Source organism: Pseudomonas sp. Irchel s3a18, assembly GCF_900187535.1.
Taxonomy (GTDB): Bacteria; Pseudomonadota; Gammaproteobacteria; order Pseudomonadales; family Pseudomonadaceae; genus Aquipseudomonas.
In genome coordinates, this window is record NZ_FYDV01000002.1 from 48,289 (window position 1) to 70,194 (window position 21,906).

Genomic DNA, 21,906 nt, shown 5'->3' on the forward strand with positions numbered 1-21,906 from the left:
TCAGAGGATTACCCATGAGCAACGTCGACCACGCTGAAATCGCCAAATTCGAGGCCCTGGCCCATCGCTGGTGGGACCGCGAAAGCGAGTTCAAGCCACTGCATGACATCAACCCGCTGCGGGTCAACTGGATTGACGAACGCGTCAACCTGGCCGGCAAGAAGGTCCTGGACGTCGGTTGTGGTGGTGGCATCCTCAGCGAATCCATGGCCCAGCGCGGCGCCACCGTGATGGGTATCGACATGGGTGAAGCGCCACTGGCGGTTGCTCAACTGCACCAGCTCGAATCCGGCGTCAACGTGGAGTACCGCCAGATCACCGCCGAAGCCCTGGCCGAGGAAATGCCCGGGCAGTTCGACGTGGTCACTTGCCTGGAAATGCTCGAGCACGTACCGGACCCCTCGTCGGTGATTCGTGCGTGCTATCGCATGGTCAAGCCGGGTGGCCAGGTGTTCTTCTCGACCATCAACCGCAACCCGAAGGCATACCTGTTTGCCATCGTCGGCGCGGAATACATCATGAAGTTGCTGCCTCGCGGCACTCACGACTTCAAGAAATTCATCCGCCCTTCCGAACTCGGCGCCTGGAGCCGCTCGGCCGGCCTGACCGTCAAGGACATCATCGGCCTGACCTACAACCCACTGACCAAGCACTACAAGCTGGCCAGCGACGTTGACGTCAACTACATGATCCAGACCTTGCGCGAGGAGTAAGCCCATGGCAATCAGAGCAGTTCTTTTCGACATGGACGGCACCCTGCTCGACACCGCTCCGGACTTCATCGCCATCTGCCAGTCCATGCTCGCCGACCGTGGTTTACCGGCGATCCCGGACAAACGCATCCGCGACGAGATTTCCGGCGGGGCGAAAGCCATGGTCGCCGCGACCTTCATGATGGACCCGGAATCGCCAGGCTTCGAGGCGTTGCGCCTGGAGTTTCTGGAGCGTTATGTCGCAGGCTGCGCGGTGCACAGCCGACTGTTCGACGGCATGGCCGAGCTGCTGGCCGACATCGAACAATCCAGGCTGATCTGGGGCGTGGTCACCAACAAGCCGCTGCGTTTCGCCGAGCCGATCATGCAGCAGCTGGGACTGGCCGAACGCTCCGCCCTGCTTATCTGCCCCGATCACGTGAAGAACAGCAAGCCCGACCCGGAACCCTTGATTCTGGCGTGCCGCATGCTCGACCTGGACCCGGCCGATGTGCTGTTCGTGGGCGATGACTTGCGCGATATCGAGTCGGGACGCGACGCCGGCACCAGGACCGCCGCGGTCACCTACGGCTATATTCATCCTGACGACAACCCAAGGCACTGGGGTGCCGATGTGGTCGTGGATCATCCGCTGGAGTTGCGCAAGGTGCTCGATAGCGCGCTGTGCTCCTGTTAAACAGGCGCAGTCGAGCTGTCAGCACTGACGTCTTCGCGATCCGAATTGCCCGCGAATGACCGCACAGCGGTCGCCATGGCCCGCTTACTGATTTGTTGAGGTTTTTTATGTTTGATTACTCCGCCCGCCCTGAACTGCTCAAGGACCGGGTCATCCTGGTCACCGGTGCCGGTCGCGGGATCGGCGCTGCCGCTGCGAAGACCTATGCCGCTCACGGCGCAACCGTGCTGCTGCTGGGCAAGACCGAAGCCAATCTGACTCAGGTCTACGACGACATCGAAGCCGCCGGTTATCCACAGCCCGCCGTGATCCCGTTCAACCTGGAAACCGCCCTGCCGCACCAGTACGACGAGCTGGCCGCCATGATCGAAACCGAATTCGGTCACCTTGACGGCCTGCTGCACAACGCCTCGATCATCGGCCCGCGCACGCCACTGGAACAACTGTCCGGCGAGAACTTCATGCGCGTGATGCAAGTCAACGTCAATGCCATGTTCATGCTGACCAGCACCCTGTTGCCACTGCTCAAGCTGTCCCGGGACGCCTCGGTGATCTTCACCTCCAGCAGCGTCGGGCGTAAAGGCCGGGCCTACTGGGGCGCCTATGGCGTATCCAAGTTCGCGACCGAAGGGCTGATGCAGACCCTGGCCGACGAACTCGACACCGTCGCACCGGTTCGCGCCAACAGCATCAACCCCGGGGCAACCCGCACCAGCATGCGCGCTCAAGCGTACCCCGGCGAAAACCCGGTCAACAACCCGACACCGGAAGAGATCATGCCGGTCTATCTGTACCTGATGGGCCCGGACAGCACCGGCATCAACGGTCAGGCCTTCGACGCCCAGTAACACCCTAAGGCACAGGGCTCTGCCGCGACGGCATTCCGTCGCGGCATGTTGTTGAGCGCGGCCGGACCGCCATAGCCGCCATAGCCGCCAATCAAATGCCATCATTGCATTCGAGACTGTTCGTCATTTCAAACTAACAAACTGATTTTTAAAGACTTTTATCCGACTGAACCGAATGGCATGACTTTCGCTCTAATCCTGCATAAACATGCAGCGTGTGAGTGCTCGGGAAACCCTACACTTCGGCCTGGCAAAGCAGTCTAAACTCAAGCCAAATGTCCTACGAGACTGATGGAACAGTATGACGTGCAGCCCAATGCCGCTCTCACCCAGCCTGTAAGACAGCATCCTGCTTAGAGGCTCACGCCATATGAAATTTCTGCCCCAGACCGACGCAATTGACTTTGATAGCGCTAAATTGCAACGCCTGGGCTTTGGTCAAATCCCTCCCCTTCTGGAGCGCCCTGCCAGCCTGGGTCAGCTGCGCCAGCAAATGGGCCTGCAACTGCAAACCAGCCTTGAGCCGCAGCGTATCTTGGGACTGTTTTTTCGCGAAGTTCAACGCCTGGTCCCACTGGATGCGTTGCGCTTCCAGCACAAGGCCAGCGACCTTCGGCTGGAATTCGGTCAGCGCGGGCATCACTCGATCACCTACAGCCTGAGCCACGAAGGTCAACAGTTGGGCGAACTGGCGTTCCGTCGCAATCAGCGCTTCAACGAACAGGATCAGGCCAACCTCGAGTCCTTGCTGTCGGCCCTACTGTTCCCGATGCGCAATGCCCTGCTCTATCGGGCCGCCACGCAAAGCGCACTGCGCGACCCATTGACGGGTACCGGCAACCGTATTGCCATGGATCAGACGCTGCAGCGCGAAATCGACATGGCCCGCAGGCACACGCAGCCGCTGTCGCTACTGATGCTCGACATCGATCACTTCAAGCGCATCAATGACACCCACGGCCACAGTGCCGGCGATGAGGTACTCAAGGCCGTCGCGAACTCGATCAAGAACCAGTTGCGCAACGTCGACATGGTATTTCGCTTTGGCGGCGAGGAGTTTCTGATCCTGCTGTCCAACACCAGCCGCGAGGCCGCAGCCATGGTGGGGGAACGTCTTCGGTATGCCGCGCAAGCCGAAGACTACCAGGCCGATGAGACGCTGATCGAACTGACCGTCAGCCTCGGGTGTTCAACGCTACTGCCGGGCGAGTCCGCGCAAAGCCTGTTGCGCCGCGCCGACAGTGCATTGTATGTGGCCAAGCGCGAGGGGCGTAATCGACTGGCGATGGCCGGTTGAGCCTTTCAGGAACACCACTCAACCCCCAGACCCGGTGCCCCCACACATTGACGACTGATCAGCTTTCGACCAACGCCCTGCGCTCACGGACTACCGGCGCCTTTTCCGCGCGCTCCCATTGCATGCAGCGCTCCAGAAACAGGTACATGTAGTCGTAGCTTTTGCAGATCGCCTGACGCAACTCGAGCTGTAGCGACTTGCTCGGGTTGAGACCCGCCAGGGTGCAGATGATCTCCAGAGCCTCCCACGGATGGGCATCATCATACTGAGCGTGCATTTTCAGCCACTTCATCGCACGCTTGCGGTCCTCTTCCGGAAACGCTGCAGCGTAGATCCCGCTGGAGCACACCAGTGCCGACCATTCCCCGGTCGCCCCCTCAATGGCGTAGTTGGTCGCGGCAATGGCCACAATCAGCGAGTCTGCCGAACTGGTATGCCAGCACCAATGACTCAGCGCATGGAGTTCGGGGGGCACCTGTTGCGCCTGCAAGTCCTCGAGGCTGACACCGTGCGCGCGACTCCAGTGCACCCAGTAGTCGGCATGGTTGAGTTCAACCCGAATGTTGCGCATCAGCCAGCGACGCGCCATGTCCTCGCCCGGGTGGCGGGCGAAGCGGGTCTTGGTGAGGTTTTGCGCCATATACAAGGCAAACTGTTCAACCACCGGCCAGCCGCCAACCAAGTACTGGCGCATGGTCCTGGCACTGAGTTTGTTATCCCGCATCCGCTGATACAATTCGTGTTCTACAACCCGGCGTTTGCTCTCGCTGCAATCCTGGATCAGTTGCTGAGCCCAGGCAGGGTAACTTGCGGCTTCCATAAGCGGGCCGGATCTGTTGAATGCATCGATCACTGTCACACTCCTTTTGATTGTGATTGTACGGATCAGCAAGAGACTTCAGCGGAACGTGCCAGGCGCCTTGAATAACAGTGGCTGCGGTCTGGCGGGCCGACATAACAAGCTGTCGCAGGTAAACAATTGCGGGCGTTCAATAATGTAACCCTGAGCATAATCCACGCCGATCTCCAGCAGTGCCTGCTCGATCTGCGGTGTTTCAACAAACTCGGCAATCGTGCGCTTACCCATGACATGACCGATGTGATTGATCACTTCGACCATTGCACGGTTAATCGGGTCGTCCAGCATATCCTTTACGAAACTCCCGTCGATCTTCAGGAAGTCTACAGGTAAATGTTTCAGATACGCGAATGAGGACATTCCAGCACAAAAGTCGTCCAGCGAAAAATGGCAACCTAAGCCTTTGAGTTCGTTAATAAATTTGATTGCACTGGCCAAGTTGGCGATCGCACTTGTTTCGGTGATTTCAAAACAAATCATTTCAGGCGGAATGTCATATGCAATGAATTGTTTGCGCAAAAAGATTAAAAAGTCATCATCGCCGATGGTAATGCCTGACAGATTTATCGCACACATGGCCATCGGCCCTTCGCGCTCTTGGGCAATAGATTGCGCAATAACCTTGAACACGTTCTCGACAACCCAGCGATCCAGCGATGTCATCAGCCCGTAGCGTTCGGCCGCGGGAATAAAACTGTCCGGTAAAATCATCCGCCCGGCTTCGTCATGTAACCGCAGCAGGATCTCAATATGCCCCCTGCCACCGTCGACGTGCCCCAGGGCCGCGATTTCCTGCGCGTACAGGCAGAAACGGTTCTCCTCGAGCGCAATATGCAAGCGTTGCACCCAGGCCATTTCCCCGAAGCGCAAGGACAACTCCGAATCGTCGGCATGATAGACCTGAACCCGGTTGCGGCCCTTTTCCTTGGCCATGTAGCACGCCATATCAGCGGCACGCAGTAACGCTTCAAGGGTCGTCGAATTGTGCGCGATGTGCACCAGGCCGAGGCTGACGGTGGTCACGAACGGCCGACCCTTCCAGACAAAATGCAGGTTTTGCACCGTCTGGCGCAGGCCTTCGGCTATTTTTTCCGAAGCTTGCGCCGAACAGTTTTCCAGCAGTATCCCGAACTCGTCACCGCCCAGACGGGCCAGGGTGTCGCCCTCGCGCAATCCCGACTGCAACAACGCACAGATATGCCGCAGCAGCTCGTCACCCGCGGCATGCCCGCAGGTGTCGTTGACCAGTTTGAACTGGTCCAGATCGAGAAACATCAAGGCATGCCGGGCAGGCTGGCGCGCCAGATTGTGCAGCGCCTGCTCCAGGCGATACTCGAACTCCCTACGGTTGGCCAGCCCGGTCAGGGCGTCGTGGGTCGCCTGCCAGGACAGGTTGGCAATGTACTGCCGCTCCTGGGTCATGTCGTGCAGCACCAGCACGGTGCCACTGACTTTACCGGCTGAGTGGATGGGCGCCCCGACCAGCGCGACCGAAACCGTACTGCCGTCCAGTCGCTGAATCAGCTTGGAATGCTCACTGCCCCCCCTCAACTGACCGCTGAGGATGTGCTCGATCAAGGTGAAGCCTTCAGCCTGGGCGTTCTCATCCAGCAGATTGAACAATGCCGCCAAGGGCAAGCCTATCGCCTGCTCGGCCTTCCAGTGGGTCAACGCCTCCGCCGCCGGGTTCATGAACGCAATGGCGCCGTCCACATCAGTGGTAATCACGCCATCACCGATCGACTGCAAGGTGATTTGCGCGCGCTCTTTTTCCAGCTGCAAGGCATCGGCAAACGCATGGCGCTGTGCCAGAAGCTTATGGGTGCGCCACAACGCCAGGACAATCAACCCAAGTGCCGTCGCCAGGTTAGTGAGCAACAGGAGCCGCAGGATCATTCGCGCCCCCTCGCCCAATGCATCGCTGAACGCTTTGGCTGCGGGTGTTACCGCTTCATTGATGGCAAATATCCGGGCTTTCCACTGCTGGATATCGGCTGGTGTCGCTTGATTGCTCGCAATACGCCGATGCATGTCATGAGCGACATTATCGAGCTGAACCAGATACTCATCGCCCACCGTCCAGCGATCAATGGCGGTTTCCATGTAACTGAAATGGCGGAAATTCAAATACAGCCAGATTACGCGCGCCACATCGTCCGGGTGATTCCCCCCTTGGAGGATACCGCGCCGGGCTGCCTCCAGATCCGGTGGCTGCTGGTCCAGGGCAACCCGCAGGTCATGGCCACCTTGAGGCACCGCCATGGCGCCCTGGTACTTGAGAAACGTCGACTCGCTGTGATCGTCAGCGTAAAGATTCAGGAAGTAAATCGCGTCTTTCTGGCCCTTGGACCACAGGCTCTCACCAGCTACGTAGCCACGAACCGCCGACAACACATAAAGGCTGACCCCACCCAGGAGGGCCTGAAACAGCACGACGGCAATAAATGGCCAGACAATGCCTAACAACCGTGGCGTTCCGAGAGTCCGTTTTTGCTTCATGAGATTCCTTGCGCAAACACTGCCCGACTGCCGTTCGGGCCAGATCGCTACAGCTAGACTAGGGCCGGTTGTCGATCCCGGCAAGCGGGCACAGTTGCAAACGTCACTACATATGTACCGACAGCATTGTTTTAGAGGCCTTGAAACTGACAGTTCCTTTCAAGAGTAGCCTCTACCCTGCAATCGACGAATGCTTCTGCAACGCCATACCAGCAATATCTGGGTCTATTTGGACGAATTGGGTGCATTACTGACTCATCTGCACGACGCCAAGGCACGTGCCATCGCACTGTCTGGCGAAGCCCTGATGCTTGAACACCGGACGAAAGAGATTGCTAACGACTTATCCAGTAGCAAGAACTCTGGAAATCCAATGCCGGTGTATCGGCAGACGTAAAGGAATCTAGCGCGAACATACTCGATAATCTGTTCACCGGCAGGACACCCTCGAGCGGAGCCTGCTCTATCTTCGCCACAGACATCGTGAAAATTGATCAGGCAATGAAGAGACTGCAGGATCTCCCTCCTATCCAGCGCGCACAAAACCCGAGCGACCTTCCAGCCAATCGAACTTACCCGCCGCTAATCAGTGCTGCTGCAAATGCCCATACAGCTTGGCGTACAGCCCACCATCGGCAATCAGTTGCTGATGGTCGCCATCTTCGGCAACGCTGCCACCATCGAATACCAGCACTCGATCGGCCTGTTTAACCGCGGATAACCGATGAGCAATGATCAGCGTGGTACGGCCACTGAGGAACCGCGCCAGTGCCTGGTGCAAGTTGTATTCGGTGGCGGCATCCAGGGCCGACGTGGCTTCGTCGAGGATGACCACCTTTGGCTCGGCCAATACCATGCGAGCAATGGCCAGGCGCTGGCGCTGACCACCGGACAAACGCACACCGGAACGGCCAAGGACACTGTCCAGCCCTTGGGGCAAGGCCTTGACCGTCCCGTCGAGCTGGGCAATTTCCAGCGCCTGCCAGCAGGCCTCGTCGCTGCGCTCGCGGCCCATGGTCAGGTTGGAGCGGACGGTGTCATTGAACAGCGCCGGGTGTTGCAGTACCACCGCGACATGCTCGCGCACGGTTTCCAGGCCAATGTCCTGCTGGGTCACCCCACCAAATCGAATACTGCCCGCCTGCGGCGTGTATAGCCCCAGCAGCAATTGCACCAGGGTGCTTTTACCGCCGCCGCTGGCCCCCACGATGGCCACCTTTTCACCGGGCGAGATGGACAGGTTCAACTGCTCCAGCACCGGCTCCTCGCCATAGCTGAAACTCAGGCCCTGCACTTCGATGCCCACGGTTTCCCGACCTTTGAACGGGTCCACGCCACCGGGGTATTGGGGTTCGTCGGCACGCGACAGCAGCTCGTTGATTCTGCTCAGCGCACCGCCGGCCGCGTAATAGGCGTATTGCAGATTCAACAACTGCTCCACCGGGCCAATCATGAACCAGAGATAGCTGAACACCGCCAGCATCTGGCCGATGGACAGGTCGGAAAACAACACCGTGAGCATGGCGGCGGCGCGAAAGATGTCGATGCCGAACTGGAACAGCAGACCGCTGGCGCGGCTTGAGGCGTCACTCTTCCACTGTGAGTTGACGGCGTAGTTGCGCACTTCCTGCGCGCGCTTGCCCAGCCGACCGAGGAAAAAGCCCTGACGGTTGCCCGCACGGACTTCCTGAATGGCTTCCAGGGTTTCGGTCAGCGCCTGGGTGAACCGCGAGGTGCTGTCGTTCTCCAGCTTCTTCAGGTGCTTGACCCGCTTGCCCAACTGCACCGTGGCGTAGATCACCAGCGGATTGAACAGCAGAATCAACAATGCCAGCTGCCAGTGCATCCACATCAGGATGCCGGCGGTGCCCACCAGCGTCAGCATCGCCACCAGAAAGCGGCTGAGGGTTTCGCCGACGAATTTATCGATCGTGTCCAGGTCAGTGACCAGATGCGTGGTCACGGTGCCACTGCCCAGGCTCTCGTACTCGCCGAGGGAAATGCACTTGAGGCGCTCGATCAAGCGCAGGCGCAGGCGATACACAATGTCCTTGGCCAAGCCTGCAAACAAGCGCGCCTGCACGACGTTGAACAGCAACGCGCCACAACGCAGGGTCAAGGTGGCGAAGAGCATCAGGCCGATATAGCCAGCAGCGCTTTGCCAGGCGGCGGGCAATGCGTGGTTCATCACCTTCAAGGCCGCGTCGCCATGCCCCAGCAGGACTTCGTCCACCAGCAACGGCAACAGCAGAGGGATCGGCACACTGCACAGGGTCGCCAGTACGGCGACACCATTGGCAATCCACAAGGCTTTCTTATGACGCAGGGCCAGTCGACGGATTTCCGCCCAACTCAGCCGGTCGACCTGCCTGGGTGGCTGCACATCGTCAAGCGGGTCATACACAGGCAGCGCGCTCCAGCCAACGGCCGAGCAACGGGGACAGTTCGTCGAGGGCCTGGTAGCCATTGGTCAACAACGCCAATTGACCATTGCGCTCGGCCAGCAAGGTCGGGAATCCGGCAATCCCCAAGTCCTGAACCCAGGTAAAGTCTGCCGCCGTCGCGGCATGCTGTTCGGCACGATCGAAGGCCGCGGCGAACTCGATACGCGGCAAACCCGCTTGCTCGGCCAGCTCCACCAATACGCTGGCGTGGGTTACATCGCGACCTTGCACATAAAACGCCTGCTGGATGAGTTTGAGCAGTTTCCAGGCGCAATCCGGCGCCAGACTGCGCGCAGTCACCAAGGCGCGACAGGCCGGCTCGGTGTCATAGACAAAACCGTCAGGCAATGCGCCTTCAAACGTGAACGGCTGACCGGTCGCCTGCATGACGGCCTGCCAGTGTTCGAGAATATAGCGCCGGGTGGTGGGTTCCAGCGCCGCACCGCTACCGGTGCGCAAGCCGCCAACCACCAGGTGCACGTCTACGCCTGCGGCCTGTGCCTGCTCTACCAGGGCCTCGGCCACCGGGGCAAACCCCCAGCACCAGGAACACATCGGGTCCATTACATAGAGCAGGCGCGCAGACATGGTTCAGGCCTCGGTGCTGGATTGCTTGTAGTTGTAACCAATCGGGTGCGGCTGATTACGGGCCTTGGCCAGTTCGATCTGTTTCTGCCGGTCGATCGCGCTGCGACGGGTTTTCTCGCTCAGCTTATCCCAGCAATGGGGGCAACTGATGCCCGCCACGTAGTGCTCGGATGCGCGGTCTTCCACACTGACAGGCGTACGACAGGCATGACACTGATCGTAGTCGCCTTCGCTCAAGTCGTGGCGAACGGTGACGCGGTTGTCGAACACAAAGCAGTCGCCCTGCCATTTGGTTTCTTCCTGCGGCACCTCTTCAAGGTACTTGAGGATCCCGCCCTTGAGGTGGAATACCTCATCGAACCCCTGGCTGAGCATGTAGCTCGAAGCCTTTTCGCAGCGAATGCCACCGGTGCAGAACATCGCGACCTTCTTGTGTTTGGCCGGATCGAAGTTGGCTTTGATGTAGTCGGGAAACTCGCGAAAACTGGTAGTTTTCGGGTCGATCGCGCCCTCGAAGGTGCCGATCGAGACTTCGTAGTCGTTGCGGGTATCGATCAACAGCACTTCCGGGTCGCTGATCAACGCGTTCCAATTCTGCGGATCAACGTAGGTGCCGACCTTTTTATTCGGGTCCACGCCCTCGACACCCAGGGTGACGATCTCTTTCTTGAGCTTGACCTTGGTGCGGTAGAACGGCTGCTCATCGCAGTACGACTCTTTATGATCGATGTCGATCATGCGCGGGTCATTCCTGAGCCAGGCCAGCAGACCATCGATACCTTCACGGCTGCCGGAAACCGTGCCGTTGATGCCTTCTTCGGCGATCAGCAAGGTACCTTTGATGTCGTTGTCGACCATCGCCTGCAACAGTGGCTCGCGCAGGGCGACGTAATCTTCGAGGGTGACGAACTTATACAGTGCCGCCACGACAATCTGTTGTGTCATGGGTGAATCTCCAGGTGGCTACCCTCGTAAAGGGTGAACCGGATGCGAAAAAAAACGCGCCGGCTAAGCGGCGCGTTGCGGATTGTAGCAAAGGAGCAGCGGTAAGCGGTAAGCTTCAAGCCGCAAGCACTCAGCGGATCGTCTTGAGCTTGTAGCTACTTAATGGCTACCGCCAGCGCAGGTCGGCGAGGCAGGAGCAGCGCCAACTTTCGCCCATTCCTCTGGCGTGTAGGTATGCAGGGCCAGGGCATGGAACTCGCCCATCAGGTCGCCCAGGGTGGCGTAGACCTTCTGATGCCGTTTGACACTGTTGAGCCCGGCGAACTGGTCGCTGACGACGACGGCCTTGAAGTGGGTCTGCAACCCGCGGCTGTGCATGTGGCTTTCATCCAGCACATCCAGATGGGCGGGGTTCAAGGCGCCCAGTGCCGATTCGATCCGTTGTTGCATGATCATTCCCGACTCCGCTTAAGGCTTCTTCTTGGCGGCGGCAGCCGCTTTCGGATCCAGCTCGTTGGTCATGTCCGCCAGCAGCTTGTTCACCACAGGTACCGCGCTTTCCAGTTTGGCCTGGGTCAGTTGGGCCGATTGCTGAGTCAGCTGCGGCATTTTTTCCAGGACTTTCTTGCCCAGTGGCGATTTGTAGAACGCCACCAGGTCCTTGAGCTCGGATTCGCTGAAGTTGCTGGTGTAGAGCTTGACCATGTCCGGCTTGAGCTTGTTCCAGCCGATAGCCTGATCCAGCGCAGCGTTGGCCTTGGCCTGATAGGTTTCCAGCAGGGCCTTTTTCGATTCCGGCGCCTTGGTCTGGGCAAAGCGCTGGGCAAACATCTGCTGCACTTGCATGTACACCGGAGTGCCCAGCTTGTCAGCGTGCGCCAGGGTCAGGAAAGCCTCGGCACTGGCATTGTGGCTGGCGGTATCGGCGAAGGCCTGGCCGCTGGCGCAGACCAGGGCAACCGCGGTACAGATAGCACGAAGACGGGTCATCGAGTTTCCTTTTCTAGCAGGCGAGGTAAAACCCCAAGGGGAGCCATTCTGCGCCAAAAAAACGCGCGCGCTCAACCCCTGGCCCTTGCCTGGCCTGATTTAGAGCAACCGAACGGTAGAAAAAGCGACTGATGGAACCCGCAGCGACGATCACGACCTAAACTTGGCTATCAAACCTTAAGGAAGCTGATCCATGAGCCGAATTGAAACCGACAGCCTTGGCCAGGTTGAAGTCCCGGATGAAGCCTACTGGGGCGCTCAGACGCAACGCTCGCTGATCAACTTCGCCATCGGTAACGAACGCATGCCACTGGCCGTCCTGCATGCGCTGGCGCTGATCAAGAAGGCCGCGGCACGGGTCAATGATCGCAACGGGGGCCTGCCGGCGAATATTGCCCGGCTGATCGAGCAGGCGGCTGACGAAGTGCTCGCCGGCGACCATGACGACCAGTTCCCACTGGTGGTCTGGCAAACCGGCAGCGGCACCCAGAGCAACATGAACGTCAACGAAGTGATCGCCGGGCGCGCCAACGAACTGGCCGGCAACCCTCGCGGGGGCAAGAGTCCGGTCCATCCGAACGATCACGTCAATCGCTCGCAAAGCTCCAACGACTGCTTTCCGACCGCCATGCACATCGCGGCCGTGCAGGCCGTGCAACAGCACCTGCTGCCGGCCATCAACGAACTCTCCGGCGGCCTGGCGGAGCTGGCCGTGCGCCACGTGAATCTGGTGAAGACCGGTCGCACCCACCTGATGGATGCCACCCCGATTACCTTCGGCCAGGAATTATCGGCATTCATCGCCCAACTCGACTACGCCGAGCGCGCGATCCGCAGCGCACTGCCAGCGGTTTGCGAACTGGCACAAGGTGGCACGGCGGTCGGCACCGGCCTCAACTCGCCCCATGGCTTTGGCGAGGCCATTGCCGCGGAACTGGCGGCCCTCTCGGGCTTGCCGTTCATCACCGCACCCAACAAATTTGCCGCGCTGGCTGGCCATGAGCCGTTGACCACCTTGTCCGGCGCGCTGAAGACCCTCGCCGTGACCCTGATGAAAATCGCCAACGACCTGCGCCTGCTCGGCTCCGGCCCGCGCGCCGGTTTCGCCGAGGTCAAGCTGCCGGCCAACGAGCCCGGCAGCTCGATCATGCCCGGCAAGGTCAACCCGACCCAGTGCGAAGCCTTGTCGATGCTGGCCTGTCAGGTGCTGGGCAACGACGTCGCGATCGGCTTTGCCGCGAGTCAGGGCCACCTGCAATTGAACGTGTTCAAGCCGGTGATCATTCACAACCTGCTGCAATCGATCCGCCTGCTCGGCGATGGCTGCAGCAACTTCCAGCTGCATTGCATCGCAGGCCTTACGCCGGATGCCGAGCAAATGGCGGCCCACCTGGAGCGCGGGTTGATGCTGGTAACCGCGTTGAACCCACACATCGGTTACGACAAGTCCGCCGAGATTGCCAAAAAAGCCTATGGCGAAGGATTGACCCTGCGCGAGGCCGCGTTGCAGTTGGGGTACCTGACCGATGAACAGTTCGATGCCTGGGTGAGGCCGGAAAATATGCTGGAGTCGGGCAAACAGGGATGAAGCCTTGACGCTCAGCGGCGCCTGACAACCCGAATGCGCCACGGAGAAGGTGTTCGGTAACCTATCGACTGATCGCAGTCCGCATCCGCCGCGCCTTGAGCCCGGCGATCAGCGACGGCCCCAACGCCACCAGTGCCGACCCCAGCACCACCAGAATCGCGCCGCCATAGGCCAGCGAGTTGATCTGCTCGACCTGCACATAGTCAGGCCACAACCAAGCGGCCAGCGCCACGGCCGCGAAGGTCACCAGGGGCGTGATCGCCAGTGTCGCACTGACCCGCGAGGCCTCCCAATGGGCCAGCGCTTCGGCAAACGCACCATAGGCAATCAGGGTATTGAGGCAGCAGGCCAGCAGCAACCAGCCCTGCAGCGGGCTCAGTTGCAGGGACTCCAGCGGGTGCACCCACGGCGTCAACAACAAAGCGCAGAACAGGTAGATCACCATCATCACCTGCAACGAATTCCACACCGTGAGCAATTGCTTCTGGCCCAGCGCATAAAAGGTCCAGACCGTCGACGCTGCCAGCACCAACAACACACCGGCGGTGTAATCGCTCAAGGAGGTCAACAGCTCACTCAATCGCTGATTGAAAAACAGGCCAAACCCCAGCAACAGCACTAGCAGGCCAATCCCCTGCCCCAGGCTGAAACGCTCCTTGAACACGAACAGGCTGGCGATCAGCAACAGGATCGGCCCCATCTGCACCACCAGTTGCGCGGTACCCGGGCTCAGCAGGTTCAACCCCATCAGGTACAACACGTAATTGCCCACCAGCCCGAGCACCGCCATCAGCACCAGCCAGCCACCCTTGGGCCCGAGTGCCTGTCGGCTTGGCAGGCGCCGGGTCGCGGCCAGGTACACGAACAGGCAACCGCCGGACACCAACAGGCGAAACCAGGTCACGGTGACCGGGTCCATCACCAGCAGCACTTGTTTGAGCTTGATCGGCAGGATTCCCCAGAGGAGCGCGGTCAGCAAGGCGAGAAACAGGCCATAAACCCAGCGACCGGACGAGATGTGCATGAGAACCCCAGGGACAGCGGCGAGAAAACCCCATTCTAGGCGCACGCCCCGGCCTCACACAGGGACAGTTGCGCACAAGCCGCAAACGAGACTGTACCGGTCGTACCGGCACAGCCCTGGCAGGTTTAACGTACGGCTTCGAACAACCCCGTCGCGCCCATGCCGCCGCCCACGCACATGGTGACGATGCCGTAACGCAGGTTGCGCCGTTGCAGTTCGCGCACCAGATGCCCGACCTGGCGTGAACCGGTCATGCCGAACGGGTGGCCGATGGAGATCGAACCGCCATTGACGTTGTATTTCTCGTTGTCGATCTGCAAACGGTTACGGCTGTACAGGCACTGCGAAGCGAAGGCTTCGTTGAGTTCCCACAGATCGATATCCGCCACCTGCAAGCCTTTGGCCTTGAGCAGCTTGGGCACCGAAAACACCGGGCCGATGCCCATTTCGTCCGGCTCGCAACCGGCCACGGTGAAACCGCGGAAGAACGCTTTGGGCTTGAGGCCCAGTTCCAGGGCTTTTTCCAGGCTCATCACCAATGTCATCGAAGCCCCGTCGGACAGCTGTGACGAGTTACCGGCCGTGACCGAACCGTCTTCGGCGAACACCGGCTTCAACCCGGCCAGGCTTTCATAGGTGGTGTCCGGACGGTTGCAGTCATCGCGATCGACAATACCGTCGAGGATTTGAACCTCACCGGTGTTTTTGTCTTCGACCTTGTACTTCACCGCCATGGCAACGATTTCATCGTCGAACAACCCGGCTGCTTGCGCCTGGGCCGTGCGCAACTGGCTTTGCAGGGCGTAGCGGTCCTGTTCCTCGCGGCTGACGCTGTAGCGACGGGCGACGATTTCCGCTGTCTGGCCCATGGGAAAATAAATGCCCGGCACCTGCTCCTTGAGCAACGGGTTGATCAGGTTGTCGGTGTTGACGCTTTTCATGGTCAGGCTGATGGACTCGACACCGCCGGCAACGATGATGTCGCTGCAGCCCGAAGCGATCTGGTTGGCGGCAATGGCAATCGCCTGCAGGCCGGACGAACAGAACCGATTGAGGGTCATGCCGCTGGTGCCGACACCCAGTTGCGACAGCACCGCCACGTTACGGCCGATGTTGAAGCCCTGCGCACCTTCGTTGGACCCGGCGCCGACGATGCAATCCTCGACACTGGCCGGGTCGATGCCATTGCGCTGGAGCAGCGCATTGACGCAATGGGCGGCCATGTCGTCCGGACGCGTCTGATTGAACTTGCCACGAAAGGACTTGGCCAGGCCGGTCCGCACGCTATCGACGATCACTACTTCACGCATGGCATACCTCATTGTTGTTATCGGTTGGAAAGTGGCTCGAGGATAAATCCGCCCCCCGGCCCACTGCGACAATCATTCACCCCGCGTATGCAAACCCATCGGACTACTCCTTGTCCTTCTTGAGTTTCTTCTCCTGCCGCTCGGTTTTCTCAAAGGCGTCTTCCAGGGCGCGGTTGAGGGTGCGCAGCACTTTGACCCGAGCCCAACGCTTGTCATTGGCCTCCACCAAGGTCCAGGGCGCGACCTCGGTGCTGGTGCGGTCGACCATATCGCCAACGGCGGTGCGGTAGTCGTCCCATTTCTCCCGATTGCGCCAGTCGTCTTCGGTGATCTTGAAGCGTTTGAAGGGAATCTGCTCACGCTCCTGGAACCGCTCCAGCTGGGTCTGCTTGTCAATCGCCAGCCAGAACTTCACCACGACCACCCGGGAATCGTTGATCTGCTCTTCGAAGTCATTGATTTCACCGTAGGCCCGCATCCAGTCGGCCGAACTGCAGAAGCCTTCAATGCGCTCCACCAGCACCCGCCCATACCAGGAGCGGTCGAAGATGGTGAACTTGCCCCGGGCCGGTATGTGTCGCCAGAACCGCCAAAGGTAAGGTTGTGCACGTTCTTCCTCGGTGGGTGCGGCAATCGGCACGATGCTGTACTGGCGCGGGTCCAGCGCCGCCGCGACCCGACGGATCGCCCCGCCCTTGCCTGCGGCGTCATTGCCCTCGAACACGGCGATCAACGCGTGTTTGCGCATGCGCTTGTCGCGCAGCAAGCCGGCCAGCCGCGCCTGCTCGGTGATCAGTTGTTCTTCATAGTCTTTCTTGTCCAGGCGCTGGTTCATGTCCAGACTGCCGAGCAGGCTGCGTTGATCGACGCTGGTGGTCAGCGGCGCGGCGCTGACTTTGTCCGGCTTGAGCCGGGAGCGCTTGAGCGCATTTTGCAGGCTTTCGAGCAAAATCTTGCCCACCGCCAGGCTCCGGTAGTTGGCATCCACCCCCTCGATCACATGCCACGGCGCATAGTCGCGACTGGTGCGACGAATCACCCGCTCGCCGTATTGCACGAACTTGTCGTAGGTTTGCGATTGTTGCCAGTCCAGCGGGCTGATCCGCCAACTGTGCAGCGGGTCGTCCTGCAAGGATTTGAGGCGCGCCTTCATCTGTTTCTTGGACAGGTGAAACCAGAATTTGACGATCAACGCGCCTTCGTTGCAGAGCATTTTTTCCAGGCGTTCGGCGCCATGGATCCCCTGATCCAGCACCGCATCCTTGAACAGGCCGTGGACCCGGCCTTGCAGCATCTGGCTGTACCAGTTACCGAAAAACACCCCCATCCGGCCTTTGGCCGGGAGCATCCGCCAATAGCGCCAGGCCGGCGGTCGGGCCAGTTCTTCGTCGGTTTGCTGATCGAAGGTACGCACTTCGATCAACCTGGGGTCCATCCACTCGTTGAGCAACTTGACCGTCTCGCCCTTGCCGGCACCTTCGATGCCGTTGATCAGTACGATCACCGGAAACCGGCCCTGCTGCCTGAGCTCGTACTGGGCTTCGAGCAAGGCTTCGCGCAGAACTGGAACTTCGCTATCAAAGGTTTCTTTGTCGATCGCATGACCGATTTCGGCAGATTCGAACATTGAGTCGCTCCCGTGCAAGATTGCACAAGACTAGCGGATTGCCCGTGCCCGTGGGCGAGCAATGCGATCCGGCTTGCCGTAGATCAATCGCCGTTGCCATGATCGGCTAGAATGGCTGCCTTGCCACTCCCGAGCCGACCATGAAGCCTGTTATGCCCCACGCCCAGCTTGACTGGGACGACCAAGGTCGCCCGCGTTCGCGAGTGTTTGACGACGTGTATTTCTCCGATCAGTCGGGCCTTGATGAAACCCGCTACGTATTCATCGAGCAAAACCGCCTCAGCGAGCGCTTTGCCCAATTGCCGGTCGATGGTCGGCTGGTGATCGGCGAGACCGGGTTCGGCACCGGGCTGAATTTTCTCTGCGCCTGGCAGTTGTTCGAGCAGCAGGCCGTGGCCGGTGCGCGCCTGCACTTCATCAGCGTCGAAAAGTACCCGCTGAGTCCGGCAGACCTGCAACGGGCACTGGCACTCTGGCCGGAGCTCAAAGCCTTTGCCGATCAGTTGTTGGCCCAATACGTTGCCATCCATCAGGGTTTTCAGCGCCTGGTGCTGGGCAACGGCCGGGTCACACTGACGCTGTTGATCGGCGACGCACTGGAACAGTTGCCGCAACTGGACGCCCGGATTGACGCCTGGTTCCTCGACGGTTTCGCCCCGGCGAAAAACCCGGACATGTGGACCGCCGAACTGTTCGCCGAACTGGCGCGCCTGGCCGCACCCGACTCGACCATCAGCACCTTTACCAGCACCGGCTGGGTACGGCGCCTGCTCAATGCCGCTGGCTTCAAGATGCGCCGCACGCCGGGTATCGGCCACAAATGGGAAATCCTGCGCGGGGCGTTCGTGGGTTGGCCCGGGGACACTCCCGCACCGGTGGCCGCCAAGCCGTGGTTTGCTCGCCCTGCCCAGGCTGTCGATGAGCGCCGCGCACTGGTGATCGGCGGCGGACTGGCCGGTTGCGCCACAGCGTCCAGCCTCGCTGCACGCGGCTGGCAGGTCAGCCTGCTGGAGCGTCACGATGATCTGGCACAGGAAGCCTCGGGCAATCCGCAGGGCGTGCTCTATCTGAAGCTGTCGGCTCACGGCACCGCCCTTTCGCAGTTGATCGTCAGCGGATTCGGCCATACCCGACGCTTGCTCGAACACTTGCAGCGTGGCGTTGACTGGGCTGACTGCGGCGTACTGCAACTGGCGTTCAACGCCAAGGAAGCCGAACGCCAGGCGCAATTGGCCGCCGCGTTTCCCGCCGACCTGGTCCATCCGCTGGATTTGCCCGAGGCCCAGGCACGCGCGGGTATTGCTCTGGAGCACGGCGGTCTGTTTTATCCCGAAGGCGGCTGGGTGCATCCGCCGGCCTTGTGCCGATGGCAAGCCTCCCACCCCAATGTGCAGGTGCTGACACACCACGACGCGTTGGAACTGCGCAAGGTCGATGACCAGTGGCAAGCCTGGGATAACGAGTCACTACTGGCCAGTGCACCGGTGGTGATCCTGGCCGGTGCCGCAGAGATCAAGCGCTTTGCCCAAAGTGCCGACTTGCCCCTCAAGCGCATTCGCGGGCAAATCACCCGTCTGCCGCAAACGGCCGAGAGCCAGAGCCTGGCCACGGTGGTGTGCGCCGAAGGTTACGTCGCCCCTGCGCGACTGGGCGAACACACCCTGGGCGCCAGCTTTGACTTCAACAGTGACGACCTGACGCCGAGCACCGCCGAGCATCTGGGCAATCTGCAAATGCTCAAGGAAATCTCCGGTGACCTGGTCAGCCGCCTGCACGCCGACCAACTGGACCCGGAGCAGCTCCAGGGCCGCGCGGCGTTCCGTTGCACCAGCCCCGACTACCTGCCCATCGTCGGCCCGCTGGCAGACAGTCAGGCCTTTAATCAGGCCTATGCGGCCTTGGGCAAGGATGCCCGGCAAGTACCGGACGTGCCTTGCCCGTGGCTCGATGGCTTGTACGTCAACAGTGGCCACGGCTCTCGCGGGTTGATCAGCGCGCCGCTGTCTGGCGAATTGCTCGCGGCCTGGCTGGACAACGAACCGCTGCCGCTGCCAAGAAGTGTTGCCGAGGCCTGTCACCCGAATCGCTTTGCCCTGCGCCGCCTGATTCGCGGCACCTGAAATACCCTGGCGTCGCCCCCATTGATGAACCGAGGTACCAATGCTGATTCCCCACGACCAACTTGAAGTCGACACCCTGACCCGCTTGATCGAAGACTTCGTCACCCGTGACGGCACCGACAATGGCGATGACACCCCGCTGGAAACCCGTGTATTACGGGTGCGCCATGCACTCAGCAAAGGCCAGGCACTGATCGTCTTCGATCCCGAGAGCGAGCAATGCCAGTTGATGCTCAAGCACGATGTACCCAAGCATCTGTTTGACTGACACTCAGACGCACCTGCCTTGGGCACGTTTGGCTTGAATGCGCTCGTAGATTTCGCAGCGATGCACGTTGACGTGCCGGGGCGCCTCCACGCTGAATCGTACCGTGCTGGCGTTCACGGAAAGGATGCGCACAGAGATGATGCCGCCAATGGAGATCAATTCGCCCACAACGCGGCTCAATACATGCATGGCCCTAGTCCTTGAGATGATCGGACAGTGAAGATGACCGGCTGACGACAGGTCTTCAATGCAGCGGCAGGAAAACAGCCAGCTCCTACACACAGAGACGAATCACCCTACAGGCATCCCTTACACCGCCACGCGACTGACTCAAGGCGCAGTAAACCGTGGGCCAAACAAAATGATGCTGGCGCCCAACACACACAGCACAACCCCCAGCCAGTCCGAGCCCAGCGGCCGAATCCGCTCGACCATACCGAGCCAACCAATCGAGGCGACGATGTAAATCCCGCCGTATGCTGCATAGGCACGGCCAGCATAGGTCGACTCGACCTTGGTCAGCAGCAGGGCAAACAGGGTCAGGCTGAACAACGCCGGGACGATCCACCAGGCACTTTTGCCCTGGCGCAGCCACATCCAGAAAGCGAAGCAACCGGCGATTTCAAACAATGCGGCAAGGAAAAACCACAGGTAATTGAGCATGTACGTGTCTCATCAGGGTTGCCAGGTGCGGCAACCCTAACGACCCACCCCCCTGCCCCGCAAGCTCAGCTGGCGCTTTGCCTGGCCTTGGCGCGCATCTTGTCGGCCATTTGGGTCATTTCGTTATAGAGCAGTTGCGGGTTCTTCTGCTTGATCGCCCAGGCCATGCGGCCCTGTTCATGAGGGAGGATCATGAACTCGCCCGCGGCCACGTGCTGATAGATGTAGTCGGCAATATCGCTGGCGGTGATAGGCGAGCTTTCCAGCAACTTGCCCACCTGGGCCTTCATGGCCGGCGTCGGACCGCGAAAGGAGTCCAGCAGGTTGGTCTGGAAGAATGACGGGCAGACCACGTGCACACCGATCTCCTGCTGCGCCAGCTCGATCAGCAGGCTCTCGGACAACGCTACGACGCCCGCCTTGGCCACGTTGTAGTTACTCATGGCCGGACCTTGCATCAGTGCCGCCATCGAGGCGATGTTGATGATCTTGCCTTTGCTTTTTTCCAGCAGAGGCAGGAAGGCCTTGCAGCCTTTGACCACGCCCATCAGGTTGATCGCAATCTGCCAGTCCCAGTCCTCCAGGGACAGCTCGCTGAAAAAGCCGCCGGAGGCCACGCCCGCATTGTTGACGATCACATCGATGCCACCGAACCTGACTTCACAGGCTTGGGCAAAGGCCGTCAGCTGACTGTAGTCACGCACATCGCAGCGCTGGGTGAAACCATCACCACCGGCCTCGCGGACCAGCCTCAGGGTTTCTTGCAGGCCCGGTTCACTGACATCGGACAAGGCCAGCTGCCAACCTTCACAAGCCCAGCGCAGAGCGATTTCGCGACCCAGGCCGGACCCGGCGCCAGTGATCATCATGCGATTTTGCATAGGAAGTAGCCTTGTTGTTCTGGGAGAGATGCTCGCAGTGTAGCGAAGGATTTTCCTGCACCCATGACCATCAAACTGCTGAATGCCCCAGGCAAACCTTTGCCATTGAATGTTGACGCCGAAGAAGGTTACGCGCGCCACTGACGGCCTATCCCGCAAAAATAGAAATAAGCGTTCGAACCAAAAGCAGTAAAGAAACTTTGAATTTTCACTAACCCGCGAAACTCGAAACAGTTAAGAGGCTCGGTTCAACCCCAATGACGGTCACAACTGGCCAATGAGGAACTCGACATGGGCACAATTCTTCTCATTATTCTGATCTTGCTATTGATTGGTGGTCTGCCGGTCTTTCCGCACTCCAGAAGCTGGGGATATGGTCCGTCCGGTGTCCTCGGCGTCGTCGTGGTCGTCCTGCTGGTGTTGCTATTGCTCGGTAGGATTTGACCGCCGACTCTATTCACAAGAGCAAAAAAAAGAGGCCCGAACGGGCTAATGCCGATCAGTTAAGAAGATGAGGTCGAATGTGTAGGAGCGAGCGGGCTCGCGATGAACTCAAGAGCAACGCG

Annotated in this window: 22 protein-coding genes; 9 read left to right on the forward strand and 13 right to left on the reverse strand. The window is 59.9% G+C overall.

Going from position 1 to position 21,906, the window contains the following annotated elements:
• The first annotated feature begins 14 nt into the window (after nucleotides 1-14).
• The 4 genes from ubiG to CKW29_RS03310 all read left to right on the forward strand — a co-directional run bounded on the left by ubiG (nucleotide 15) and on the right by CKW29_RS03310 (nucleotide 3,534).
• Entirely contained in the window at nucleotides 15-713 is a 699-nt protein-coding gene (gene ubiG / locus CKW29_RS03295; protein WP_095078309.1) for a bifunctional 2-polyprenyl-6-hydroxyphenol methylase/3-demethylubiquinol 3-O-methyltransferase UbiG, read from the forward strand.
• A 4-nt stretch (nucleotides 714-717) separates the two neighbouring features.
• A complete protein-coding gene (gene mupP / locus CKW29_RS03300) occupies nucleotides 718-1,389 on the forward strand; it encodes an N-acetylmuramic acid 6-phosphate phosphatase MupP (RefSeq protein WP_095143924.1) in 672 nt (223 codons plus the stop codon).
• Between the two features lie 107 nt (nucleotides 1,390-1,496).
• A complete protein-coding gene (locus tag CKW29_RS03305; RefSeq protein ID WP_095143925.1) occupies nucleotides 1,497-2,237 on the forward strand; it encodes a YciK family oxidoreductase in 741 nt (246 codons plus the stop codon).
• A gap of 370 nt (nucleotides 2,238-2,607) precedes the next feature.
• Entirely contained in the window at nucleotides 2,608-3,534 is a 927-nt protein-coding gene (locus tag CKW29_RS03310) for a GGDEF domain-containing protein (protein WP_095143926.1), read from the forward strand.
• Nucleotides 3,535-3,592: 58 nt separating this feature from the next.
• Here the strand turns inward: CKW29_RS03310 and CKW29_RS03315 are convergent, their stop codons facing one another.
• Together CKW29_RS03315 and CKW29_RS03320 are read right to left on the reverse strand one after the other, a co-directional pair.
• Nucleotides 3,593-4,354: a TenA family transcriptional regulator gene (locus CKW29_RS03315; RefSeq protein WP_371850638.1), complete on the reverse strand. Its 762-nt coding sequence runs from the start codon at nucleotides 4,352-4,354 to the stop codon at nucleotides 3,593-3,595.
• 78 nt (nucleotides 4,355-4,432) lie between these two features.
• Complete coding sequence (locus CKW29_RS03320) at nucleotides 4,433-6,892, reverse strand: EAL domain-containing protein (protein WP_095147947.1); 2,460 nt, start codon at nucleotides 6,890-6,892, stop codon at nucleotides 4,433-4,435.
• Nucleotides 6,893-7,082: 190 nt separating this feature from the next.
• Here CKW29_RS03320 and CKW29_RS03325 point away from each other — a divergent pair, with 190 nt between their 5' ends.
• Nucleotides 7,083-7,289, forward strand: a complete 207-nt coding sequence (locus CKW29_RS03325) for a hypothetical protein (RefSeq protein WP_095147948.1) — start codon at nucleotides 7,083-7,085, stop codon at nucleotides 7,287-7,289.
• Between the two features lie 189 nt (nucleotides 7,290-7,478).
• Here the strand turns inward: CKW29_RS03325 and CKW29_RS03330 are convergent, their stop codons facing one another.
• The 5 genes from CKW29_RS03330 to CKW29_RS03350 all read right to left on the reverse strand — a co-directional run bounded on the left by CKW29_RS03330 (nucleotide 7,479) and on the right by CKW29_RS03350 (nucleotide 11,859).
• Complete coding sequence (locus tag CKW29_RS03330; protein WP_095147949.1) at nucleotides 7,479-9,296, reverse strand: ABC transporter ATP-binding protein; 1,818 nt, start codon at nucleotides 9,294-9,296, stop codon at nucleotides 7,479-7,481.
• Nucleotides 9,289-9,891, reverse strand: a complete 603-nt coding sequence (locus CKW29_RS03335; protein WP_172736438.1) for a DsbA family protein — start codon at nucleotides 9,889-9,891, stop codon at nucleotides 9,289-9,291. The genes CKW29_RS03330 and CKW29_RS03335 overlap by 8 nt, the downstream gene beginning before the upstream one ends.
• A 36-nt stretch (nucleotides 9,892-9,927) precedes the next feature.
• On the reverse strand, nucleotides 9,928-10,869 hold the full coding sequence (locus CKW29_RS03340; RefSeq protein WP_095143930.1) for a rhodanese-related sulfurtransferase: 942 nt from the start codon (nucleotides 10,867-10,869) through the stop codon (nucleotides 9,928-9,930).
• A 159-nt stretch (nucleotides 10,870-11,028) separates the two neighbouring features.
• On the reverse strand, nucleotides 11,029-11,325 hold the full coding sequence (locus CKW29_RS03345) for a BolA family transcriptional regulator (protein WP_095143931.1): 297 nt from the start codon (nucleotides 11,323-11,325) through the stop codon (nucleotides 11,029-11,031).
• A gap of 12 nt (nucleotides 11,326-11,337) precedes the next feature.
• Nucleotides 11,338-11,859: a DUF2059 domain-containing protein gene (locus CKW29_RS03350; protein ID WP_095078320.1), complete on the reverse strand. Its 522-nt coding sequence runs from the start codon at nucleotides 11,857-11,859 to the stop codon at nucleotides 11,338-11,340.
• 193 nt (nucleotides 11,860-12,052) lie between these two features.
• On the opposite strand from CKW29_RS03350, the gene CKW29_RS03355 reads away from it, so the two are divergent.
• The gene (locus tag CKW29_RS03355; protein WP_095143932.1) at nucleotides 12,053-13,447 is read left to right on the forward strand and encodes a class II fumarate hydratase; all 1,395 of its coding nucleotides are present in this window, start codon (nucleotides 12,053-12,055) and stop codon (nucleotides 13,445-13,447) included.
• A gap of 61 nt (nucleotides 13,448-13,508) precedes the next feature.
• Here the strand turns inward: CKW29_RS03355 and CKW29_RS03360 are convergent, their stop codons facing one another.
• From CKW29_RS03360 to pap, 3 genes are all read right to left on the reverse strand, one after another.
• Complete coding sequence (locus tag CKW29_RS03360; RefSeq protein ID WP_095143933.1) at nucleotides 13,509-14,471, reverse strand: DMT family transporter; 963 nt, start codon at nucleotides 14,469-14,471, stop codon at nucleotides 13,509-13,511.
• A gap of 125 nt (nucleotides 14,472-14,596) precedes the next feature.
• A complete protein-coding gene (locus CKW29_RS03365; RefSeq protein ID WP_095143934.1) occupies nucleotides 14,597-15,781 on the reverse strand; it encodes a thiolase family protein in 1,185 nt (394 codons plus the stop codon).
• A 103-nt stretch (nucleotides 15,782-15,884) separates the two neighbouring features.
• Nucleotides 15,885-17,408: a polyphosphate:AMP phosphotransferase gene (pap, locus tag CKW29_RS03370; RefSeq protein ID WP_095143935.1), complete on the reverse strand. Its 1,524-nt coding sequence runs from the start codon at nucleotides 17,406-17,408 to the stop codon at nucleotides 15,885-15,887.
• 140 nt (nucleotides 17,409-17,548) lie between these two features.
• Between pap and mnmC the strand changes: the two genes are divergently transcribed.
• Both mnmC and CKW29_RS03380 read left to right on the forward strand, forming a co-directional pair.
• Nucleotides 17,549-19,528 carry a bifunctional tRNA (5-methylaminomethyl-2-thiouridine)(34)-methyltransferase MnmD/FAD-dependent 5-carboxymethylaminomethyl-2-thiouridine(34) oxidoreductase MnmC gene (gene mnmC, locus CKW29_RS03375; protein ID WP_095143936.1) on the forward strand — a complete coding sequence of 660 codons (1,980 nt, stop codon included), beginning with the start codon at nucleotides 17,549-17,551 and terminating at the stop codon, nucleotides 19,526-19,528.
• A gap of 40 nt (nucleotides 19,529-19,568) precedes the next feature.
• On the forward strand, nucleotides 19,569-19,796 hold the full coding sequence (locus tag CKW29_RS03380; protein ID WP_095143937.1) for a YheU family protein: 228 nt from the start codon (nucleotides 19,569-19,571) through the stop codon (nucleotides 19,794-19,796).
• A gap of 3 nt (nucleotides 19,797-19,799) precedes the next feature.
• Here CKW29_RS03380 and CKW29_RS03385 read toward each other — a convergent pair whose 3' ends face one another.
• The 3 genes from CKW29_RS03385 to CKW29_RS03395 form a co-directional block, all read right to left on the reverse strand.
• Nucleotides 19,800-19,985 (reverse strand): carbon storage regulator, encoded by a 186-nt coding sequence (locus CKW29_RS03385; RefSeq protein ID WP_095143938.1) that lies wholly within the window; start codon nucleotides 19,983-19,985, stop codon nucleotides 19,800-19,802.
• A gap of 141 nt (nucleotides 19,986-20,126) precedes the next feature.
• Complete coding sequence (locus tag CKW29_RS03390; RefSeq protein ID WP_095143939.1) at nucleotides 20,127-20,459, reverse strand: YnfA family protein; 333 nt, start codon at nucleotides 20,457-20,459, stop codon at nucleotides 20,127-20,129.
• Nucleotides 20,460-20,524: 65 nt separating this feature from the next.
• On the reverse strand, nucleotides 20,525-21,340 hold the full coding sequence (locus CKW29_RS03395) for an SDR family oxidoreductase (protein WP_095143940.1): 816 nt from the start codon (nucleotides 21,338-21,340) through the stop codon (nucleotides 20,525-20,527).
• Between the two features lie 291 nt (nucleotides 21,341-21,631).
• On the opposite strand from CKW29_RS03395, the gene CKW29_RS03400 reads away from it, so the two are divergent.
• A complete protein-coding gene (locus CKW29_RS03400; protein ID WP_095078330.1) occupies nucleotides 21,632-21,784 on the forward strand; it encodes a DUF3309 family protein in 153 nt (50 codons plus the stop codon).
• The last annotated feature ends 122 nt before the right edge of the window (nucleotides 21,785-21,906 follow it).